We start from the raw sequence: 22,890 nt of genomic DNA on the forward strand, positions 1-22,890 counted from the left end.
AAAACTAAATAATTAAAGAAAATTAGTACTTTAGAATTATGAAAGTACTACATTTTCCATTGGCCAGAATTAGCATAGGTTTTCTACTAGGAATACTAGTGGCTTATTACTGGATTCCTAATCCTAAATATACTTTTGGACTACTACTCCTTTCTTTCATTGGTTTATCACTTTCTTTTTGGGCTTCAAAGAACACTTGGACTAGTAAATTCTGTTTTGGATTACTTTCCTATCTTATTTCCTTTTTGATAGGTATGACAAGCGTAATGGTTCAAACCGATACTTTCCGAAAGAACCATTACAGTCATTTTAACTCAAAAAACAATAAAGAAGTGCTAGTTAGTCTAGTCATCCAAGAAAAAATTAAAAACATTCAAAACTATGAACGCTATGTTGGCATCATTCAAACAATTAATAACCAAAAATATTTCGGAAAAATTCTGATAAATCTTCCTAAAAGGAAATACAATAAAGCAATTGAAGTGGGAACCATTATACAACTACGAACCCAACTTTTACCCAACAAAAAGCCTAAAAACCCGAATCAGTTTGACTACAGTAATTACCTAAAGAACAAACAAATATACGTCCAAATATTTGCTAATCCTGAATCTATTAAAATAGCTCAGCAAGCTAGAAAAGACATCTGGTATTACACAGCTAAACTGAATTCAAAAATTACTAAAAACCTAGAAACCAACCATTTTAACCCCGAAGCTTTAGCGATAGCAACTGCATTAATTTTAGGACAGCGTCAAGAAATTGCTCCTGAAATCATCCAAGATTATCAATATGCAGGGGCTGTTCATATCTTATCAGTCTCTGGTTTACATGTGGGTTTTATTTTTTTATTCTTAAATTTTATACTCCAAACCATTCCAAACACTAGGAAAGGCTCATTTTTAAAATTATGCCTCATTTTAACTAGCCTTTTTTCATTTGCCTTAATAGCTGGCCTATCTGCTTCAGTAGTGCGTTCTGTTACCATGTTTTCATTTGTAGCCATAGGTTTTCATCTAAAAAGAAACGTCAACATCTACCATACGCTAATTGTTTCTATACTTTTAATTTTACTTTTCCAACCGTACTTTCTTTTTGACGTAGGTTTTCAACTCAGTTATCTTGCTGTATTTTTTATCATTTGGTTCCAACCTATTTTACAATCGTATTGGCAACCCAAAAACAAATTCATCAAATACTGCTGGGATATCCTCACTGTTTCTTTTGCAGCGCAAATAGGTACTTTGCCTCTAAGCTTGTATTATTTCCATCAGTTTCCTGGACTATTTTTCATAACAAACTTAGCGGTAATACCTTTATTAAGTGTTATTATGCTTTTAGGAGTACTAATTATGGTTTTAGCAGCTTTAAATGGGCTTACTATTTGGCTAGTAAAACCATTTGAATGGAGCATACAAATTCTAAATCAAATTATTCATTTCATTGCCTCATTTGAACAATTCATCATTAAAGACATTCCTTTTAATGGACTATTTCTTGTTTTCAGCTATATTGTAATCATCACAACAATTCTTTGGTTTAAAAAACATCATTTTAACCAACTCTTATGCGTACTTGTATCCATCATTAGTTTACAGTCAGCAATAATACTTAACAACTGGCGTATTGCTCAGCAAAGCGAATGGATTGTTTTTCATCTAAAAAAGAAGACACTTCTGGTTCAAAGAGAAGGAAATGAAGTGTACACTTATAGCAATGATTCTACTATTACCGAAAACAAGTCACTAAAATCCTATTTAATTAATCATTTCAGCCAAATAAAAAAGAAAGAATCACTGAGTCACACTGCCTATTTTAATGGCAAAAAAATATTAATTTTAGATAGCTTTGGTATTTTTCCAAAAAATTCAAAACCTGATATTGTTGTACTGACTCAAACGCCGAAAGTCAACTTAGACCGTTTTCTCCTAACGGTAAAACCTAAAATAATTATTGCAGATGGTTCCAATTACCAATCTATACTAAAACAATGGCAGAAAAGTTGTGAAAAACAAAAAATCCCTTTTCATGCTACTGCCGAAAAGGGATTCTTTCAATTAAACTAAATTATATCATTTCTGATTCAAAATTCCGTTAGCCACTTCTAACCAAGCAGTTGGTCCACCAGCAACATAACCTGTTCTTCCTAAACCTTGAAAATTCACTCTCCCATCTGTATTAGTAGCATTTGCAAAAAACACAGTTGGATATCCTTGAACGCCAAAAGCTTCCTGTAATTCCGAATTTTGTTTCTTAATTTCTAGCGATTGAGGAACCGCACGAGGATAATCTAACTCTACTAAAACCACTTTTTCTTTTGCCCATTTTTTAAAATCTGGGGTTAGAAAAACTTCTTTTTGCAAACGAATACACCATCCGCACCAGTCACTTCCAGTAAAAAAAGAAATAATGGTTTGCTTTCCTTGTTACTTACAGCAACTGCCTCTTTCACATCTGTATACCACTTTAATTCCTGTGCTTGAGACGTAACAAGACCACAAAAGAATAAAGCAATTAAAAATAGTTTCTTCATAATTACAATTAGATTCATGCAATAAAAGTAACAAAAATACTGCCAATAATTTTATTTAATACCATGCATTAATTTTTTCATCACAGGATTTAAAGCGATTACGATAAGACCTGCTACAATAGGAACAATGGTAAAAATTAAAAAGAAAGTTGACAATGAATAGGTTTTAGTAATATTTTCTATTTGTCCTCCAAGAACTGCTGCTAATTTATTTCCGATTGCTATAGCCAGATACCACATTCCAAACATGAAAGCAATCATTCTTGCAGGCACTAATTTCGAAACATAAGACAAACCTACCGGTGACAAGAATAATTCACCAAGAGTATGAAATAAATATGCTAAAACTAACCAAATAGAAGAAACTTTTACACCTTCTTGAACACCATGCGAACCATAAGCCAACAAACCAAAACCAATAGCCATAATGATTAATCCCAAACCATATTTAGTTGCTGCAGGTGGATTAAACTTACTATCCCAAATTTTAGAAACAATTGAAGCTAGAGCAATAATAAAGAAAGAGTTCATAATAGAAAACCAACTTGGGTCAATTTCTGAAGCTTCTTTACTAAATTCATTATTCAACATCCACAAAGCGATAATCCAAACCAAGATAAAAGTAACCGCTAAAATAACCACTGAAGAAGTAATTTTTTTCCAAGTCTGTTTAGCTAATAAAATCAATACCCATGAAATAATTACCAAAGGAACTATAGTCAATAAGGTATTAATTGTATTAAAAACAGTTAACGAAGTTCCTTCTATAGATCTATCTACATTATCTCTGGCAAAAATAACCAATGAAGAGGCTCCTTGTTCAAAAGACATCCAGAAAAAAATAGTAAAGAATGCAAAAACAATTACCGCAATCATTCTATCTCTCACTATTGTTGTATAACGCAATAGTCGAGAAATTACTAAAAATAAAAACAATGCTAAACCAACTAAAGCAACAAAAATAGAACCGTCTAATCCTACAATAGTAAATGGGAATAAATTGACATGTCCTATTTTAGAAAGTGGATCATTAAAAGCATACAATAAACCTATTAAAGTTGAAATTACAATTAAAGCATAATCAATAACTGTAAAGGGATTAGGTTTGTCTTCTGGATTATCAGAAAGTTTATTTTGCTCAATAATAGCTTGTTTTTTCTCTTCTATAGGTTTATCACCAATTCCGCCAAATAAAGGTTTTGCCATCCAGAATTGGAAAGTTCCCAATAACATAAAAACACCTGCCAAACCAAATCCCCAACGCCATCCTAAGTTTGAAGCCAAATAACCGCAAAGCATCATTCCAAAGAAGGCTCCGGCATTTACACCCATATAAAAAATAGTATAGGCACCATCTTTTTTCTCTGGGAATTTTTTATACATTTCAGATAAAATAGAAGTCATATTAGGCTTAAAAAAACCTGTACCCAAAACTAATAATCCTAAACCAATGTATAACATTAAAGGAGTATCCATAAACATGGCCAAATGCCCCAAAGTCATTAAAACGGAACCCAAAACTACAGCCCAACTATAGCCAAGATATCTATCGGCTATTATTCCTCCAAAAATAGGTGTAATATAAAGTAGCAAAGCATAAGTTCCATACAAGGCACCCGCATTCTCTGCATTCCATCCCCACCCTGGATTATCACCTATCAAAGAGGCCGTTAAAAAAAGAATAAGCAAAACACGCATTCCGTAAAAAGAAAAACGCTCCCACATTTCAGTAAAAAACAACACAAAAAGGCCTGCAGGATGACCTAAAACATTATTACTAAAAAACTGATCTTTTGAATTTTGATCCATATTATAAATATTAATTATTTAATTCTTTATCTACCCCGTGCATTAATTTTTTTATAAAAGGCGAAATTAGTAATAATAAAAAGCCAACGCCTAATCCTGTATAAAATAAGTATTCAAACAATACTAAATAAGTTTGCTTAGCCAAATTCAAATCGGGAGCCATTCCATTTGAAGTATCTACAGAAGCAATATTAGCTAAAATCGATGCTATAAATTCAGAACTTGCCGTTGCTAAAAACCAAACCCCCATCATAAAACCTACAATTTTCACTGGAGACAATTTGGTTACCGCTGAAAGCCCAACAGGTGACAAACACAATTCCCCACAGGTGTGTAAAAAATAAGTAAGCACTAACCAAATCATGGCTACTTTCCCCATTCCGGAAATCGAAATTCCGAACACTAAAGAACCAAATCCCAAACCAACTAAAAGTAAGGCTATACCAAACTTCACGGCCGCATTAGGATTGTATTTACCCAATTTAACCCAAAACCATGCAAATACAGGAGCTAATAAAATAATAAATAAAGCATTAAAACTTAAAAACTGTCCTGCTGAAAAGGTATGCCCGAAAACCGTTCTATCTAATATTCTATCAGCGAATAAATTTAAAGAAGTGTAAGCTTGCTCAAACAAAGCCCAAAAAATTACAGTAAAAACAATCAATATTGTTAAAGCAATTAGCTGTTCTCTAGCTTTTCTATCCAATTGAGTGATACTATAATAGATAATATAAACTACTGAAAGTGCTCCTGCTACCATCAAAGAATATGAAACCACCTCGTGGCGTTGCACCATTTGCCAAAACACTAAAGCAGATAAAAAACTCAAAGCATAAATAATCCATTCTATTTTTATACCTAAATATTTATTATCTAAAACAGCTGGCACTTTTGACTCCCCTTTTCCTTGCAAATATTTCTTACCTAAAATAAACGTAATCAAACCTAATGTCATTCCAATACCAGAAGCCCCAAATCCATAGCTCCATCCATAAGTTTCTCCTAACCAAACACAAATTATAGTTGCTAGAAATGACCCTAAATTGATTCCCATATAAAATAAGGTAAAACCAGAATCTCTTCTTTTATCTCCTACTTCATAAAGTTCACCTACTAAAGAAGAAATGTTAGCTTTTAAAAAGCCCACCCCAACAATAATCAAGGATAATGAAAAATAAAAAAATTGCAAGGCTACCTCGTCTCGACTAATCTCACCTGTGACTGATTGTGTGGCAGCATTACCCTCGTAAGCCATACCTAAATGTCCTAAGACAAGCATTATTGCCCCAAAAATAATTGCTTTTCTAAAACCCAAATATTTATCCGCTAGAAATCCTCCTATAACAGGGACAGCATAAACCAAAGCAGCGTAACTCCCTATCAATAAATTACCATTTGAATCTGAAAAAAGATGATATCGTGTTAAATAGAAAATGAGTAATGCTTTCATCCCATAAAAGGAAAATCGCTCCCACATTTCGGTAAAAAACAATATTAAAAGCCCAACTGGGTGTCCAAAAAATTCTTTCTGTTTTGGCAATGAATCACTCATAATTATAAATTTTCTTGGATAAATTTAGTCATTTTAGTAAACAATTGGATTCTGGTCATCCCACCATAAATCCCATGATTACAATCTGGGTAGATTTGAGAATCAAATTGTTTATTTGCTTGAATCAAGGAAGACATCATTTCCATCGCATTTTGTACATGTACATTGTCATCTGCGCTTCCATGAATCAAAAGATATTTTCCTTTTAATTGTTTTGCAAAATTAATTGGTGAATTATCGTCATATCCACTTGCATTTTCTTGCGGTGTATGCATGTATCTTTCGGTATATACCGAATCATAAAATCTCCAATTAGTAACTGGTGCAACCGCTATTGCCATTTTAAACACATCATTTCCTTTCAAAATACAATTTGAAGCCATAAATCCACCAAATGACCAACCAAAAATTCCAATTCGAGATGCATCTACATACGGATAATTACCTATCGCTCGGGCAGCATCAATCTGATCTTCTACTTCATATTTACCCAATTGCAATTGGGTAACTTTTTTAAATGCAGCACCTTTATAACCAGTCCCTCTTCCATCAACACATACCACAATATAACCTTGCTGACTTAGCATTGCATACCAATAATCATCTAATGTATTCCAATGGTTGGCAACTTGTTGTGAACCTGGCCCTGAATATTGCGTCATAAAAACAGGATACTTTTTTGCTGGATCAAAATCCTTTGGTTTCAAAATCCAAGCGTTTAATTCATTTCCTTTTTCTGTTTTTAAGACGAAGAATTCTTTGCTAGGCAAATTATACGAAGCTAATCTGGTTTTCAATGCATTGTTATTTTCAATTACTTTCAACTCCTTAGCCGTCTTAGTTTCAATAAGTGAAAATGTAGTAGGTTGAGTGGCACTTGAAAATTGAAGTACATAAAAATCAAAATTAGGACTAAAAGTAGCCGAATTAGTTCCAATAGCATTTGAAAGAGCTAATTTATTATTTCCTTTTAAACCTATTTTGTAAACTCCTCTATTGATAGAACCATTTTCAGTGGATTGATAAAAAACAGTATTCGATTTCTCGTCAATTCCATAAAGCGAAGTCACTTCCCAATTTCCCCTTGTAACTTGACGGATTAATTTTCCTGTTTTATCATAGTGATAAATATGATTAAATCCGTCTTTTTCACTAGTCCAAACAAAACTATTGTCGCTTAGAAAGGTTAAATCATTTGTAACCCCTACATAAGCCTTATCTTTTTCATTAAGAACTACTTTTTTTCTGCTGTCTCTCCATCAATAAATAGCAAATCTAAATTATCTTGATGACGATTTAACACCTGAGCCGATAAGACATTCGCCTCATTGGTCCATTGCAACCTTGCAATATAAAAATCAGTATAATTGCTCATACTTACTTCTTTGGTCGCTTTCGAATCAACATTATAAATGTGCAATGAAACAACCGCATTCTTCTCTCCGGCCTTAGGGTATTTAAAAGTTTGATTATAAGGATACAATTCATGTCCAAAAATAGTCATGGAAAATTCAGGAACTTCAGTTTCATCAAAACGAATAAAAGCAATTTTTTTACTGTCTTTTGACCAATCGAAAGCCCTAACAAATTCAAATTCCTCTTCATAAACCCAATCACAAATACCATTGATAATTGCATTTTTAGCACCATCATTCGTAATTTGTACCGTTGTTTTGGCAGAAATATCATAAACAAATAAATTGTTATCACGTGCAAAAGCGATTTTTTTACCATCAGGTGAAAAACTTGGTTCTTGAATTTGAAAATCAAAAAGTTTAGTCAACTGTTTTTTAGCAATATCATACAAATAATAATCTGCTGTTGAAGAACGACGATAAATTGGAGTTGTGTTACAAGCTAACAGCATCATTTTTTCAGTTGCATCAAAAGTATAACCTTCGATTGCAGGCATAGATGGATGCGATTTTGAATCAATAAGAATAGCTGTTTTTTCTAAGTTGGAAAAATTATACAAATCAACTTGTGAGGACTGCGTTTCTTGATTATAATTTAGGACGGTGTATTGATTAGAATTCTTCATCGATTGTAGTTCGTACATCTCTTGAGTACTAAACATCCCTCGATAAATAGATTCAACCGAAATTTTTTGTTGACCAAAAGAAACGAAACTTAGCAAAAAAAGAAAAAATGAATATTGTTTTGTCCTCATACACTTACGATAATAAATAAATTTCCAATATTAATAAAAAAAACTCAATCATCTAATCAAAACTCTGTTAAAAACGCAATAATCCGACTAAAATTATCGAATTAATTGACAATAAATTAATAGCAAATAAAAACACTATAGCGTATATTTGCAGTACTTTATACTCATAATCCATTGAAAATGAACACAGCCGTAGCCGGATTCTCTAAATTATCCAAGGAAGAAAAAATAAACTGGATAGCAACAACTTACTTTTCTAGCCCTACAAAAGCTATCGAATTAATAAAAAAATATTGGAATTCAGATGAAAAACTTCAAAAACTTCATGATGAATTCATTGAAAACACCATAAGTAACTTTTATATTCCTCTTGGAGTCGCACCAAATTTCCTAATTAACGGTAAAAATTATACGATTCCAATGGCAATTGAAGAAAGTTCTGTTGTGGCTGCTGCTTCCAAAGCGGCAAAATATTGGTCAACCAGAGGAGGTTTTAAAGCTACCGTAATTAAAACCGAAAAAATAGGACAAGTCCATTTTATGTACAAAGGGGATAGTTCTAAACTTGAATTATTTTTTGCAGAAACAAAAGCCAAATTTTTCTCTGAAACTCATGACTTGACGAAAAACATGCAGCAAAGAGGAGGCGGAATTCTGGATATTACACTTGAAGATAAAACAAACCTGCTTCCGAATTACTTTCAACTACATGCTACCTTTGAAACAAAGGATAGTATGGGTGCCAATTTCATTAATTCTTGTTTGGAACAATTTGCCAACATATTAAAAAAGGAGGCACAGGCTTACAAACTTTTTACGGAAGAAGAAAAAGACATTGAAGTCGTGATGAGTATCCTTTCTAATTACGTTCCTAACTGCATTGTAAGAGCAGAGGTTTCCTGTCCCGTTGCAGACCTATCCGAAAAACACATTCCAAATCCAGAAGCTTTTGCCGAGCGATTTGTTCGTGCAGTTCAAATTGCCGAGGTGGAACCATATAGAGCTGTAACGCATAATAAAGGAATTATGAACGGTGTCGATGCTGTAATCTTAGCCACAGGAAATGATTTTAGAGCAGTCGAAGCTGGGGTACACGCTTACGCATCAAAAGAGGGACAATACAGTAGTTTATCACATGCAAAAATAGAAAACGAAATCTTTAGTTTTTGGCTAGAAATCCCTTTGGCTTTAGGAACAGTAGGCGGATTAACCAGCTTACATCCTTTAGTAAAACTATCTTTAGAAATGCTTGAAAATCCATCGGCAGCCGAATTAATGAAAATTGTTGCTGTTGCAGGTTTAGCACAAAATTTTGCTGCATTACGCTCTTTGACAACTACAGGTATTCAAGATGGACACATGAAAATGCATTTGAATAATATTTTAAATCAATTAGAAGCTACTGAAGAAGAACGTCATTTGGTTCAAAAACACTTCAAGAACCATGTGGTATCACATAGTGGTGTGGTCTCCTTTGTTGAAAGTATTAGGAATACATAATTGTATTTGTAAATCATTTAAATTCTAAAATGGAAACAAAACAAACTTTTTACAGCAACGGTAAACTATTAATTACCGCTGAATATTTAGTTTTAGATGGGGCTAAAGCTTTGGCTTTGCCAACTAAATTTGGTCAAAATCTAATTATCGAAGAAATAAGTCAGCCAGAAATCAATTGGGTAAGTTACGATAGTGATGGAAGTATTTGGTTTGAGGACAAAATTTCCTATTCAGAAATTATAGACCCAAATTTGGCTGGAGAAGAATCTATAAAACACTCTCTGATTAAAATTCTCCACGAAGCCTATTTATTAAATCCTACATTTCTTGAAAAAGAGAAGGGCTACAACATCAGTACCGAATTAAGTTTTCCAAAAAAATGGGGATTAGGAACTTCATCTACATTAATTAACAATATTGCTCAATGGTTACAAATTGACGCCTTTGAATTGTTAGAAAAAAGTTTTGGAGGAAGTGGCTATGATATCGCATGTGCACAAAACAACAATCCGATAATCTACCAATTAAAAAATGGCAAACCAAAAGTAGAAAGCATTCCTTTTCATCCGAGTTTCGCAGAAAATATATACTTTGTTTACCTAAACAAAAAACAGAGCAGTAAAGCAGCAATTGCCAATTACAGAAAAAATAAAACAACTGACACTGAAAAGAACGTTAGCAAAATAGACAAAATCACTCAAGAAATCATCCATGCTAAAACCGCTGGCTCAATGGCAATAGCAATTGCCAATCACGAAGCTTTGATGAGCACGATTCTAGAAACCACAACCGTAAAAGAAGATTTATTCTCCGATTTTATTGGAGAAACGAAAAGCCTTGGCGCTTGGGGTGGCGATTTCATTATGGTCATTTCGGAGTTAAACCCAACCACCTATTTTGCTTCAAAAGGCTTTAAAACAATCATTAGTTACAAAGACATGATTTTAAAATAAAGAGCTAAAATTTCATCAAAAAAAAAACGTCTCAACACTGAAATTTCAGTCCGAGACGTTTTTTTTATGAAATTAAAATTAATCTATATAAAACTAGAAGCTAAATTGTCTTCTGTTATCTTTAATATCAGCAATATCTTTAAGAGCTGGCAATACTCTACTAACATCATTAGCTGATTGCGCTTTTAATTTAGCTACATAAGGAGCAACATCTTTAACAGCAGGAGCTTTTACAATACTAGTTGTTTTAACAACATAAACTCCTGTATTTCCTTCGATAGGAGCAGAAATTTTGTTAGGAGCTAAAACAAATGCATTCCCAACTACTTTTGGTTCTTGACCTACACCTCCGTTTAATACTGGATTATCTAAAGTTACGTTAACCGCATTTTCAACTTTACTAGCAGTTGCTTTTGCAATAGCCTCAAGTGAAGAAGCAGTCATTTTCGCTTTAAGAATTTCTGCTTTTTTAGCATTCTTCAATTTTGTTTCTACATAAGGCCTTACTTGATCAATCGGAGCAAATCCAGAATCATCAATACTTTTTACAGTTGCAATAACGTGACCTACATTGGCAATTTCAAAACGCTTCACAGCACCTAATTTAGCATCTTCACCAAAAGCCCATCTTACAATTGCTCTTTGATTCCCTAAAGAACCAAAATTCTCATCCATAGCAGCAACAGATACAGCTGGAACTACTGCTAATTTCATAGCCTTAGCTACTTTATTAAAATCGCTATCAGCAGCATCCATTTCAAATTTAGTTGCTTGAGCAAAAGCTTTATCAGAAGTCACTTCAGATGGTTCAATTTTTTGAGCTACAGTAGCTAAACGTACACCATCTTGTTTGTCTGTAACTTTAATAATATGGAAACCGAATTGTGTTTCTACTAAACCAATTTTACCAATTCCGTTATTGAATACAAAATCACTAAAAGGCTTCACCATTTGACCAGGTCCAAAATAACCTAAATCGCCACCTTGTTGTGCAGATGAATCATCAGAATATTGGAAAGCCAACATCATAAATCCTTCAGGATTAGCATTAACTTGAGCTAACACTTCTTCTGCTTTAGCTTTAGCTTCTTCTTTAGTTCTTTTCTCTCTTTGGTTTGGAACTTGAGCTCCTTCATAACTAATTAAGATGTGACTTGCTTTTGCATTTACACCTACTTTTCTACCTAAAGACTTAGAAATACAATAGTAATCACCAAAAACGTATGGACCATAAACAGCTCCTGGCGCTAAATTATATAATTGCTCTGCATCTACAGCAGGTAAATCTTTTTTAGCAACATAAGAAGAATCATATGGGATATCTGAATTCGAATTTACAAATTCAATTGGGTTAGCAGTAGTTCTAAAACCAGCTACAGTATCGTTTTTACCCGTTGCTTGATTATAAACAACACTTCCAGATAACAAACTTGTGATTTTAGATTTAACCTCAGCTAAATCTTCTTTTGATGGTTTATCCTCGATTAAAACATACTCAATAGAACGCGTCTCATCTGCTTTAAATCTTTTTGGATTTTTCTTCATGTATTCTAAAATCTCATCATCAGTAACTTTAACCTCACTGTCTTTAATTGAAGAATACAAAGCTCCTACGTATGAAAAGTTCGCTTTATTAGCTTCCATTTCATATTTTAATTTTCCTTCAGCTTTAGTTGTATAATTAGCCGCTTTTACAAGAGTGCTATATATTTGATATTTAGCATTCAACTCAGCATCTTTTTCTCTCTCTTTTAAAAAACTAGCTTGTTCTGGATTAGCTTTAAAATAATCTTTGAATTTATTTAAATCAAACATTCCAGCAGCATTCAAGAACATTGGGTTTTGACCAATATTTTGATCCGATTTTAAGATTTCGATGATGTGTTTTTCACCCACTCTCAATCCTAATTTATCAAATTCAGACGTCAATAAAGCTACAGAAACTTCCTGTTCCCAAACTCTATTTGCAGCTGCAGTAGAAGTAATACCTTGACCACTTTTTTCAACATTACTAACTTTTATTCTAAAATCCTCAAATGAAATATCCTTTCCATTGATACTTCCTACGTCTTTTGTATTAAATTTAAAAGTTCCTCCTTCAAATAAACCTTGAATAACAAATGCAAATAAAGCAAATGCAATAAGTCCAATCATTAAAGCTGAACGTTGTCTAATTTTTGATAAAACTGCCATTTTTATTGTTGTTAATTTTATATTCAGTTTGCGAAAATACAATTATCTCGCTAATAACAATACAAGTAACGTTTTATTTTAAAAGATTTTTCACTTTTATTAAAAAATTACTCTTTCACTGTCATCTTCACTAATTCAATTTTTTTATTTGTTGCTTCTTCTATCACAAAATGATAGTCACCAATGGTGATTACAGCTCCTTTTTGAGGTATTTCTTTAGTAAAATCTACAATAAAACCACCTAAAGTGCCATAAGAATCACTCTCTGGAATTTGCAATTTATAGGTTTGATTTAAATACTCTACGTCGAAACGAGTCGAAAAAAGATACACATTCTCCTCAAGTTCTTTTTCGATTAATTCCTCGTCAGAATCATGTTCGTCTTCAATTTCCCCAAAAAGTTCTTCAACGATATCTTCAACCGTTATTATCCCAGATGTACCACCATATTCATCTAAAACAACCGCAACACTTTTTCGCTTCTTAATAAGTAAATCCATCACTTCTTTAATAAAAATAGTCTCCGGAACAAATTCTACTGGAATAACAACCGATTTGATGTTTTTTGGTTTTTTAAATAAATCAAAAGAATGAACATAACCTATGATTTCGTCTAACGAATTTTCGTAAACTAAAATTTTAGAATAACCTGTTTCAATAAATAAGTCTTTCAATTCTGTTACCGAATCATATAAATCCACAGCCAAAATTTCGGTTCTAGGAGTCATAATATCTCTCGCTTTCACACCCGAAAATTCTAATGCATTTTGAAAAATTTGAATTTCAGAATCTACTTCTTCATGATCTTCTACACTACTCATTTGCTCTGTTATGTAATTTCCTAGTTCAATTTTAGAAAAATACAATTGAATTTGGTCACCTTCGGTTCTAAAAAAACGTTTCAAAATCAAATCGGAAAGCCAAATAATAAATGAAGAAACCGTATAAAATAAGAGATAAAAGAGATAAGCAGGAACAGCAAAAAACTTGATTAAGAAATTGGAATAAATCTGAAAAAACACTTTTGGAAAAAACTCTGCTGTGATTAACACAATCAAAGTTGAAAGCACTGTTTGAACTAGCAAAGTAAAAAAATCAGAAAATGGATAATCAAAAGATAAAATCCATTTCATCAAAAGATCACCCATAAAGAAACCATAAACAACTAAGGCAACATTGTTTCCAATAAGCATTGCTGCAATAAACTTAGAGGGTTTCTCGGTAAGTTTAGTTAAAATTTTAGAAACAAAACCTTCTTGTTTTTTTTCAATTTCAAGATAGATTTTATTGGAAGAGATGAATGCAATTTCCATCCCCGAAAAAAAGCGGATAGTATTAGACAAATAATTATAATACTAATTTCCATTAATTACGATTTACGATTACGATCCTGCATTTTTTTTACAAAACGTCTTCTGAAGAAAAACATAAAAACACCCAAACCAGCAATTAAAAGACTCAACAAAGGAGTTTCTTTAGGATTATTCCATTTTTCTATTGCATCATAAACAAAAAAAGCTGCAAATACTAAATAGATGTAAGGTGTATATTTTAAATAATTCATAATTGTAAAATTGAAAATTTATTCGGCCGATAAAACTTCGCCTGTTATTCTTTGTGAATTTATCACTTTAAAATCTTTACTAAAATCAATTCCTTGACCATTTGAAGACCCTTTCAAATCAGTAAATTTATATCTTTTCTCTGTAAAAAACCATTCATTTTTTTGATCGTAATACAATTGCTCCGTTTCGAGCATTTGTCCGTCTTGAGATACGATTTTCACCTTTCCTTGCAAATCAATTATATTAGTTGATTTATATGAAATTGCATAATTAGAGGTAATACGGGTCTTTTTACCCCCTTTATCATACACCGTAACTAAAACTCCCTTGGGAAACTCAGTAAAAGGAAAAGCCACAACAGCATAATCTAACATTTTAGAACTCACTAATTCGGCTTTAATAGCACCCGAATCGGTATATTTTAAATTAACATTATCTGCATCACCTGTCGGAGTAAACTCAACAATCTTAGCCTGCTGTACTTTTTTAAAATTACTTTCACACCCAAAAAACAGAGTCACAGCAAAAGCCATGACTACTATTAAATATAATTTATCTCTTTTAAATAGAAGCATAAAGAAAAGAATACGATGAAAACAAATTTACCAGTTATATTAATCGATCTTTCTCTTAACAAACCATCTGTCATTTAATGAAAGTCCTACGCTAAATTTTAGATAATTCTCTTGAACTAATCCAGCATTAGTTGTACCGCGTTTTCCAAATTCAAATCCTAAATTCACATTTGAAAAACTTCCTGTAATAGGTAATCCAAGACCTAAAGTAACTCCCTGATCTTTGATTGACTCTGAATTTACAATTAAACCTGTTTGTTCGTATTTTAAGCCCGCTCTGTATACAATACGTTTTGCATAACTAGAAAAGGAGTTGTAGTTAGGAATAAAATATCCCCCTACACTGTATTTTAATCCTTTTTCATACGAAACATTTGACGAAACATTGTATGTATTAACCAAGTTTCCTTCACTCGCCATAACGTATTGTGCACCAACAAGCCATTTTTTAGATTCTCCAATCCCTACACCAAATCGAACTTCACTAGGCAAAGTCAATTTAGTTCTAAACGATTCTTCATAAGGGGTCTCTACTGCTGAAATATCAACTCCGTTTGAAGTTGAAACCACTACAATATTTCTTAAATTATCTGAAGCTAATTTACCCTCTAACTTGTAACTCAAACTACTATACAAATTCAGTTTTTTGTTTAATTTGGTTTGATACATCGCACCAAAATTGAAATTCACTCCAGAATAGTCTGCTTTATTAATCTCACGAGTACCAATATTTACTCCATTGACAAAATTAATATTTGTTGTTTCTACACTACCAAAATTGTATTCAACAGTTGCACCTAAGGTAAAATCTGGAACTAACTTATAAGAGGCAGAAAAAAAGGCTTTAGTTAAACCTCCAGTAGCAAAATCACGAGAACTTGTTTGTCCAACCTCTGTAGTGTACGAATTTATTTTATATCCCACCGATGAATACGGAATCAATCCAAAACCTACTCCTAACTTACCCATAGGTAATCCAACAGCCAAATAATCAAAAGTTACTCTTTTTGCTTTTTCAGAACTAACATTATTTTTTAATGTAGTCATATTATAACCACCTCCAACTGTAAAAGTCGTCAACTTTAAATTCGAATAACTTGCAGGATTATCTAAATTAATATGAATACTATCTTGTTCAACTTGAATCCCTCCCATGGAACGGCTTTCAATAGTTCCTTTGTACCTTACATCGCCTATACCGTAAAAAGAATAAGGAGAAGAAGTTCCTTCTTGAGCAAATGACACTATAGAGAAAAGTAAAAAAAGGCTTGAAATAATTTTTTTAATCATTGTTGATTTGGTATTGATAAGTTTGGTTCAAACTCTCTAAAAGGAAATTTGAATTGGCAAATATGGTATTTTTTAATCGTTTAGCCAAAAATTCTGCATCTCCACCCGTTAAAATTATGATAATTTTTGTACAACTTGCTCTATATGTATCGATAAAGCCGTCAATTTCATAGACCAATCCGTTTACCACACCCGAATGCATGGATTGAGCAGTCGATTTCCCTATGTACGATTCCGGGCTTTCTAATTGCAGTAAAGGCAGCTTAGCCGTAAAATTATGCATGGATTCATATCGTAAACGCATCCCTGGAGCTATTGCACCACCTTGATACACATTATTTTCATCTACAAAATCGTAGGTAACACACGTTCCTGCATCAATTACGAGCCTATTCTGATTTGGAAACATTAGGGTCGCACCAGCAGCCAGCACCATTCGATCTATTCCAAGTGTATTGGGTGTGCCATAATTATTCTCGAAAGGAAAAACATTTTCACGACTTACAAAACAAACTTTTACTCTTGATTCAAAAACTAAAAAAGAAGCTTTATCAATATCCCCAACAGAAGAAACAACCACAGATTCTACCAAAGGAAAGTCATCTAAAATTTTTTTAAGGTTTTCACCAAGTGCTACTTTTTCAAAAACAAAAAAACCAAAACTTGTATCTCCCTCAAATACAGAAGCTTTAATTCGGGTATTACCCACATCAACAGTAACTATCATATTTTACATTTTGATTGCACGAAGGTACAAATAGATTTTTTGATAAAAATGTTTTGGATATATTAAAAATGGTTCTATATTTGCACCCGCAACAAGCACGGTACCTTAGCTCAGATGGTAGAGCAATGGACTGAAAATCCATGTGTCCCTGGTTCGATCCCTGGAGGTACCACAAAACCCGAATTCTTAGAGTTCGGGTTTTTTGTTTTTGGGTAATGTTTCAAATGCTTTTTGGGTCAAGTCCAAAACTTAGGGATTAAGCAATTAACCCATCACTCCCATGTGTTATTAAAAAAATCCCAATACATATTTGCAAATTTGATATATTTATGCAAAATTTATATACATGGATGATATCAAATGCCCTAAATGTCAAAACAATGCAATTGTTAAAAGTGGTATTATCAAAAACAAGCAGCGCTATTTATGCAAAAACTGTAACTATTTTTTACGGTAAATAAAATTGGAAAAAAAATAGATGATTATTACGTAACCAAGACATTACAACTTATTGAGTTACATGGCCGTTTCAGTAAGTTTTAGCGGCAATTACAGAGAACGTAACTATGCCGAAATGTTTGTAGATATTGACCGTTACATTACGAATCACGAAAATGCCTACGTTTGGAAAGGAACAGCAAATATTTCAGATATTCAAAAAATATTGGAACGTTTTTTAGGAAGCGAAAGAACCAAAAGAGCCTTGAATATTTTTAATTTAAAATACAATATCGACAAAGACAATGAAATAGCCGATGCCCGTTTTATTAAATTTGCCGAGAATTTACTCACTGGACATATTGGAACCGCTTCGGCTAAAATTGTAATATCGAGCGTTGCTAAAGAAGACAAAATCAGTCTTCCTGAAGTATTACGCATTTTAGAAGAATCCAAAGAAAATATCATCATCAATAAAAAACTGGTTGAAAGTTCGAATGAATTAAAAATGCTGTCCGAACAACTTCAGTCGGCCAATCAGGAACTCATCAATAAGGACATGCAAAAAGATGAATTCTTAGATACGGTAACCCACGAGTTGAGAACTCCTATTACCGCCATTAGAGCAGCTACTGAAATTTTGCATGACGATGAAAACATACCAACCGAAGTTCGTCAAAAGTTTTTACAAAACATCATGGCCGAATCCGACCGACTTAACCGTTTAATTGATAAACTGTTGGATTTAGAAAAATTTGAAACGGGCAAACAAAAGATCTACCTTTCAAGAAATAACATTTGTAATACTATAAATAATACTTTAGAATCTTTACAGCAATTAATTATAAACAAAAAAATAAGTCTCGAATATCCCCATCAAAAGAGTGAAATAAAAGCTTTCTATAATGAAGAACGTATTATTCAGGTAGTACACAACTTATTTTCGAACGCCATAAAATTTTGTCCAAATACTGAAGGCAAAATAAAAATCAACATTTATGAAGATGCTAATTTTGTATCGGTAAGTATTCACAATAACGGGAAAGAAATAAATCCAGAAGATCTAGAAGCTGTTTTTGACAAATTTTATCAGTCTCGAAATCAAAATATTAAAAAACCAATAGGAAGCGGCTTAGGATTAGCTATTTGTAAAAAAATTATTGAACACCATAAAGGAAAAATTTGGGCCGAAAGTTCCCAAAGTAACGGAACAACTATTACTTTTACATTGCCCAATTACAATACATCCGAAAAATGAAAAAAATATTAATTGTAGATGACGAGCCTAATATTGTAATGTCGCTGGAATACACCTTCAAAAAAAACAATTTTGAAGTATTCATTGCACGCGACGGGCAAGAAGCATTAGACACATTACAAAATCAACAACCAGACATCATCATACTTGATGTAATGATGCCAATGGTGGATGGCTACAGTACATTAGAACAAATAAAGAAAAACCCAGCCTTAGAAAATTGTAAAGTAATTTTTCTATCAGCAAAAAACAAAGAACAAGATATTGAAAAAGGTCTTGCTCTAGAGGCCAACCTCTACATCACTAAACCTTTTTCATTAAAGAAATTAGTAGAACAAGTCCAAGAATTATTAAACTAACTAAAACCCTTTTCATAAAATCATGAGTCGTTACAAAATAAGTAATTTCGAAGAGTACTTCAAAGAATACAAAAAATCGATCAAAGACCCGAAGAAATTTTGGGACAAAATCGCATCAGAAAACTTTACTTGGTACCAAGAATGGGACAAGGTTGTTGATTTTAACATGGCTGAAGCCGAAATCAAATGGTTTGTTGATGCTAAAGTAAACATCACTAAAAACTGTATTGATCGCCATCTTGCAAAAAAAGGCGAAAAAACAGCTATTATTTTCGAACCAAACAACCCAGACGAACCTTCACAATCATTTACTTACAATGAATTACATCAAAAAGTAAGCAAAATGGCTAATGTATTATTAAGTCAAGGAGTTCAAAAAGGAGATCGTGTTTGTATTTACCTACCTATGATTCCTGAATTAGCCATCGCTACTCTGGCTTGTGCTCGTATCGGTGCTATTCACTCAGTCGTGTTTGCAGGATTTTCTGCCTCAGCTGTTGCAGCCCGCATTAACGATAGCGAATGCAAAATGGTCATCACTTCAGATGGTGGGTATCGTGGTAACAAGACCATCGACTTAAAAGGAATTGTAGACGAAGCGCTTAACAATTGTCCATCGGTAGAAAAAGTTTTAGTAGCCCAAAGAACAAATACTACAGTTCAGATGAAAGAAGGTCGTGACTTATGGTTAGCACCTCTTTTAGATTCTGCCTCTGATAACAACACGGCTGAAATTATGGATGCCGAAGACCCATTATTTATTCTTTACACTTCGGGTTCAACCGGAAAACCGAAAGGAATGGTACACACTACAGCAGGTTATATGGTATACACTGCTTATACCTTCCAGAATGTTTTCAATTATGAAGAAAATGATATTTTCTGGTGTACTGCCGATATCGGTTGGATTACCGGACACTCTTATATCCTTTACGGACCACTATTAAACGGAGCCACTACCGTAATATTTGAAGGAGTACCATCATACCCTGACTTTAGTCGTTTTTGGCAAATTATCGAAAAACACAAAGTAAACCAATTCTATACTGCGCCTACAGCCATTAGAGCTTTGGCAAAAGAAAGTTTGGATTATGTTCAAAAATACCCATTAAGTTCATTAAAAGTTATTGGTTCTGTTGGAGAACCTATCAACGAAGAAGCTTGGCACTGGTACAATGACCACGTAGGCGGAAAACGTTGTCCTGTTGTGGATACTTGGTGGCAAACAGAAACTGGAGGAATCCTCATCTCCCCTTTACCATTTATCACTCCAACAAAACCTACTTATGCAACTCTTCCTCTTCCAGGAATTCAGGCTGTATTAATGGATGAAAAACGAAATGAAATTGAAGACAATCAAGTCGTTGGAAGCTTATGTATTAAATTCCCTTGGCCTGGAATTGCCAGAACTATTTGGGGAGACCACAAGCGCTATAAAGAAACCTATTTTTCTACCTTCCCAGGTAAATACTTTAGTGGAGACGGAGCATTGCGCGATGAAGTAGGTTACTACCGTATCACCGGTGGTGTTGATGATGTAATTATTGTTTCAGGACATAATTTAGGGACAGCACCTATTGAAGATGCTATTAACGAACACCCAGCAGTAGCCGAAAGTGCTATTGTAGGTTTCCCACATGATATTAAAGGAAATGCCCTTTATGGTTTTGTTATTGTTAAAGAAACAGGAGAAAAACGCGACAAAGCAAACCTTGCAAAAGAAATCAATCAGCATATCGCTGACCATATTGGACCTATTGCCAAATTAGATAAAATCCAATTTGTATCAGGATTACCGAAAACACGCTCTGGAAAAATTATGCGTCGTATTCTACGTAAGATAGCTGAAGGAGATTTTTCAAACTTTGGTGACACAACCACCTTGTTAAACCCTGAAATTGTTGATGAAATTAAAGATGGAAGAATCTAATATTCAATCATAATTATTATACAAATCCAAAGCTGCTCCTTCCCAGAGCAGCTTTTTTTATCAATTCAATCAATTAAACTCTCTGATTACCTAAAAAAAGCGTAATTTTTACTACATTGCGAGAACAACACTATTTGTTCGATTAGCACAATTGCTGGCATTTACAATATAACCAACACTGATAATCAAGCTTGTATTTTACAAATATTCGGTAATCTATTTTTATGAAAAATGAATCCAATACATTAATACAAAGAATAGAGCCTCCTTTTTGGTTTTTAGGAATGCACAATCCAGAACTTCAAATCCTTTTTTACGGAAAAAATATCAGTCAGTGCAAGGTTACCTCTGAAAATAGTTGTGCCATAACCAATATCACTCGAACTGAAAATCCCAACTTCCTATTTATTACAATAGATACTCGAAATAGTACTGAAAATGAAATTGAATTTATTTTCGAGTTGAACAACAAAAAAAGACATATTCAAAAATACGAACTCAGAAAAAGGCGAAAAGATTCCGCGTTACGACAAAGTTTCGATGCCTCAGATTGTGTTTACCTTTTAATGCCGGATCGTTTTGCCAATGGAAATCCAAACAATCAAAACGACAAAACCACTGCTGAAAAATACAACAGAGATCTACCACAAGGTCGTCATGGTGGCGATATTGAAGGGATTATCAAGCATTTGGATTATATAAAATCGCTCGGTGCAACAGCTATTTGGAGCACACCTTTATGCGAAGACAATGATGCACAATATTCCTATCACGGTTATGCCCAATCTGACGTATATAAAATTGATCCTCGTTACGGCACCAATGAAGATTATGTACGTTTAGTTGAAAAAGCACATGAACAAGGACTTAAAATCATCATGGATTATGTTACAAATCACTGGGGAATTGAACATTGGATATTTAAAGATTCTCCAACGAACGACTGGATTCACCGATTTGAAACCTACACCGAGACCAATCATAAAAGAACTACCGCAATTGACATAAACGCCTCTAAAATTGACCGAATGATTTGCCTCAACGGTTGGTTTGTCCCTACGATGCCCGACGTAAACATTAGCAATCCATTGGTTTTAAACTATCTAAAACAAAATGCCATTTGGTGGATTGAATACGCTAATTTGGATGGTTTTAGAGTTGATACTTATAATTATTCAGAACCAAAAGAGGTAGCCAAATGGACCAAAGCAATTACAGACGAATACCCAAACTTTAATCTTGTAGGCGAAATTACCATGCGAAATCAAAGTTTACTTTCGTATTGGCAGAAAGACAGTCCTATTGCAAAAATCCAAAACTTCAATTCGTATTTACCTAGCGTAATGGATTTTGCCTTATCAGATGCGCTACAAACTGTTTTCAATGAAGATGACGACACCTGGGATCAAGGAATAACAAAAATATACGATTTATTGGCCAAAGATTTTATGTTTCCCAACACCAATAACCTATTAATATTTGGCGAAAACCATGATAGCCGAAGACTTAATCACAATTATAACAATGATATCCGTAAATACAAATTAGTAATGTGTATGCTGGCCACCTTGAGAGGCATACCCCAATTGTATTATGGTTCCGAAATTGGCATGACAGGAGACCAAAGTTTAGGAGACGCAGACATTAGAAGAGACTTCCCAGGAGGTTGGGCTAACGACAAAAACAATGCTTTCAATCCTGAAAGCCGTTCTGAATGTCAAAAAGCCTATTTTGACTTTACAAGTAAATTGTTTCAATGGCGAAAAACCAATGATGCAATCCATTTTGGCAAAACAACCCATTACATCCCACAAAATAATGTATACGTCTATTTTAGATACAATTCACACAAATGTGTGATGGTTATCATAAACAACCACCCTGAAAAACAAGAATTTGGCACTGCACGTTTCAAAGAAAATATCGAAAATTACACCAAAGGAAAAGAAATAATCACTCAAATTACGTATGATTTACGTCAGCCAATTACCATCGAAGGAAAATCGGCATTAATTTTAGAACTAGAATAATCCTT

At 33.4% G+C, this 22,890-nt stretch carries 18 protein-coding genes, 1 tRNA gene and 1 pseudogene; 9 read left to right on the forward strand and 11 right to left on the reverse strand.

The window, feature by feature from the left end; translation table 11 throughout:
- The first annotated feature begins 38 nt into the window (after positions 1 to 38).
- Positions 39 to 2,066, forward strand: a complete 2,028-nt coding sequence (locus P5P90_RS07710) for a ComEC/Rec2 family competence protein (RefSeq protein WP_278034166.1) — start codon at positions 39 to 41, stop codon at positions 2,064 to 2,066.
- Between the two features lie 6 nt (positions 2,067 to 2,072).
- Here P5P90_RS07710 and P5P90_RS14165 read toward each other — a convergent pair whose 3' ends face one another.
- The 5 genes and pseudogenes from P5P90_RS14165 to P5P90_RS07730 form a co-directional block, all read right to left on the reverse strand.
- Positions 2,073 to 2,363: a hypothetical protein gene (locus P5P90_RS14165; protein ID WP_340696382.1), complete on the reverse strand. Its 291-nt coding sequence runs from the start codon at positions 2,361 to 2,363 to the stop codon at positions 2,073 to 2,075.
- Positions 2,342 to 2,533, reverse strand: a complete 192-nt coding sequence (locus P5P90_RS14170; protein WP_340696383.1) for a hypothetical protein — start codon at positions 2,531 to 2,533, stop codon at positions 2,342 to 2,344. Before P5P90_RS14170 ends, P5P90_RS14165 begins: the two co-directional genes overlap by 22 nt.
- Before the next feature lie 51 nt (positions 2,534 to 2,584).
- Positions 2,585 to 4,342 carry a peptide MFS transporter gene (locus P5P90_RS07720; RefSeq protein ID WP_278034167.1) on the reverse strand — a complete coding sequence of 586 codons (1,758 nt, stop codon included), beginning with the start codon at positions 4,340 to 4,342 and terminating at the stop codon, positions 2,585 to 2,587.
- A gap of 10 nt (positions 4,343 to 4,352) precedes the next feature.
- Positions 4,353 to 5,897, reverse strand: coding sequence for a peptide MFS transporter (locus tag P5P90_RS07725; protein ID WP_278034168.1), 1,545 nt, complete (start codon positions 5,895 to 5,897; stop codon positions 4,353 to 4,355).
- A 2-nt stretch (positions 5,898 to 5,899) separates the two neighbouring features.
- Positions 5,900 to 8,067: pseudogene (locus P5P90_RS07730) on the reverse strand (S9 family peptidase).
- A 180-nt stretch (positions 8,068 to 8,247) separates the two neighbouring features.
- Here P5P90_RS07730 and P5P90_RS07735 point away from each other — a divergent pair.
- Positions 8,248 to 9,567: a hydroxymethylglutaryl-CoA reductase, degradative gene (locus P5P90_RS07735; protein WP_278034169.1), complete on the forward strand. Its 1,320-nt coding sequence runs from the start codon at positions 8,248 to 8,250 to the stop codon at positions 9,565 to 9,567.
- Positions 9,568 to 9,596: 29 nt separating this feature from the next.
- Entirely contained in the window at positions 9,597 to 10,520 is a 924-nt protein-coding gene (locus tag P5P90_RS07740; RefSeq protein WP_278034170.1) for a GYDIA family GHMP kinase, read from the forward strand.
- 93 nt (positions 10,521 to 10,613) lie between these two features.
- Here P5P90_RS07740 and P5P90_RS07745 read toward each other — a convergent pair whose 3' ends face one another.
- The 6 genes from P5P90_RS07745 to P5P90_RS07770 all read right to left on the reverse strand — a co-directional run bounded on the left by P5P90_RS07745 (position 10,614) and on the right by P5P90_RS07770 (position 16,870).
- A complete protein-coding gene (locus tag P5P90_RS07745; RefSeq protein ID WP_278034171.1) occupies positions 10,614 to 12,713 on the reverse strand; it encodes a peptidylprolyl isomerase in 2,100 nt (699 codons plus the stop codon).
- Between the two features lie 107 nt (positions 12,714 to 12,820).
- Positions 12,821 to 14,056 (reverse strand): hemolysin family protein, encoded by a 1,236-nt coding sequence (locus P5P90_RS07750; RefSeq protein WP_340696384.1) that lies wholly within the window; start codon positions 14,054 to 14,056, stop codon positions 12,821 to 12,823.
- Positions 14,057 to 14,082: 26 nt separating this feature from the next.
- The gene (locus P5P90_RS07755) at positions 14,083 to 14,277 is read right to left on the reverse strand and encodes a hypothetical protein (protein WP_278034172.1); all 195 of its coding nucleotides are present in this window, start codon (positions 14,275 to 14,277) and stop codon (positions 14,083 to 14,085) included.
- Between the two features lie 18 nt (positions 14,278 to 14,295).
- Positions 14,296 to 14,853 (reverse strand): LPS export ABC transporter periplasmic protein LptC, encoded by a 558-nt coding sequence (lptC, locus tag P5P90_RS07760; RefSeq protein WP_278034173.1) that lies wholly within the window; start codon positions 14,851 to 14,853, stop codon positions 14,296 to 14,298.
- A gap of 39 nt (positions 14,854 to 14,892) precedes the next feature.
- A complete protein-coding gene (gene bamG / locus P5P90_RS07765) occupies positions 14,893 to 16,143 on the reverse strand; it encodes a BamG family beta-barrel-assembly machinery protein (protein WP_278034174.1) in 1,251 nt (416 codons plus the stop codon).
- Positions 16,136 to 16,870, reverse strand: a complete 735-nt coding sequence (locus P5P90_RS07770; RefSeq protein ID WP_278034175.1) for a type III pantothenate kinase — start codon at positions 16,868 to 16,870, stop codon at positions 16,136 to 16,138. Before P5P90_RS07770 ends, bamG begins: the two co-directional genes overlap by 8 nt.
- A gap of 99 nt (positions 16,871 to 16,969) precedes the next feature.
- Between P5P90_RS07770 and P5P90_RS07775 the strand changes: the two genes are divergently transcribed.
- The 6 genes from P5P90_RS07775 to P5P90_RS07795 all read left to right on the forward strand — a co-directional run bounded on the left by P5P90_RS07775 (position 16,970) and on the right by P5P90_RS07795 (position 22,885).
- Positions 16,970 to 17,042: transfer RNA gene (locus P5P90_RS07775), tRNA-Phe, on the forward strand.
- A 174-nt stretch (positions 17,043 to 17,216) separates the two neighbouring features.
- The gene (locus P5P90_RS14325) at positions 17,217 to 17,327 is read left to right on the forward strand and encodes a transposase-like zinc-binding domain-containing protein (protein ID WP_422851703.1); all 111 of its coding nucleotides are present in this window, start codon (positions 17,217 to 17,219) and stop codon (positions 17,325 to 17,327) included.
- Positions 17,328 to 17,390: 63 nt separating this feature from the next.
- On the forward strand, positions 17,391 to 18,566 hold the full coding sequence (locus P5P90_RS07780; RefSeq protein WP_278034176.1) for a sensor histidine kinase: 1,176 nt from the start codon (positions 17,391 to 17,393) through the stop codon (positions 18,564 to 18,566).
- Complete coding sequence (locus tag P5P90_RS07785) at positions 18,563 to 18,925, forward strand: response regulator transcription factor (RefSeq protein ID WP_278034177.1); 363 nt, start codon at positions 18,563 to 18,565, stop codon at positions 18,923 to 18,925. Before P5P90_RS07780 ends, P5P90_RS07785 begins: the two co-directional genes overlap by 4 nt.
- 22 nt (positions 18,926 to 18,947) lie before the next feature.
- Positions 18,948 to 20,855: an acetate--CoA ligase gene (gene acs / locus P5P90_RS07790; protein ID WP_278034178.1), complete on the forward strand. Its 1,908-nt coding sequence runs from the start codon at positions 18,948 to 18,950 to the stop codon at positions 20,853 to 20,855.
- Between the two features lie 224 nt (positions 20,856 to 21,079).
- Complete coding sequence (locus P5P90_RS07795) at positions 21,080 to 22,885, forward strand: glycoside hydrolase family 13 protein (protein ID WP_278034179.1); 1,806 nt, start codon at positions 21,080 to 21,082, stop codon at positions 22,883 to 22,885.
- Positions 22,886 to 22,890 lie beyond the last annotated feature (5 nt).

The sequence above is a fragment of the Flavobacterium nitratireducens genome, from assembly GCF_029625335.1.
Classification (GTDB): Bacteria; Bacteroidota; Bacteroidia; order Flavobacteriales; family Flavobacteriaceae; genus Flavobacterium; species Flavobacterium nitratireducens.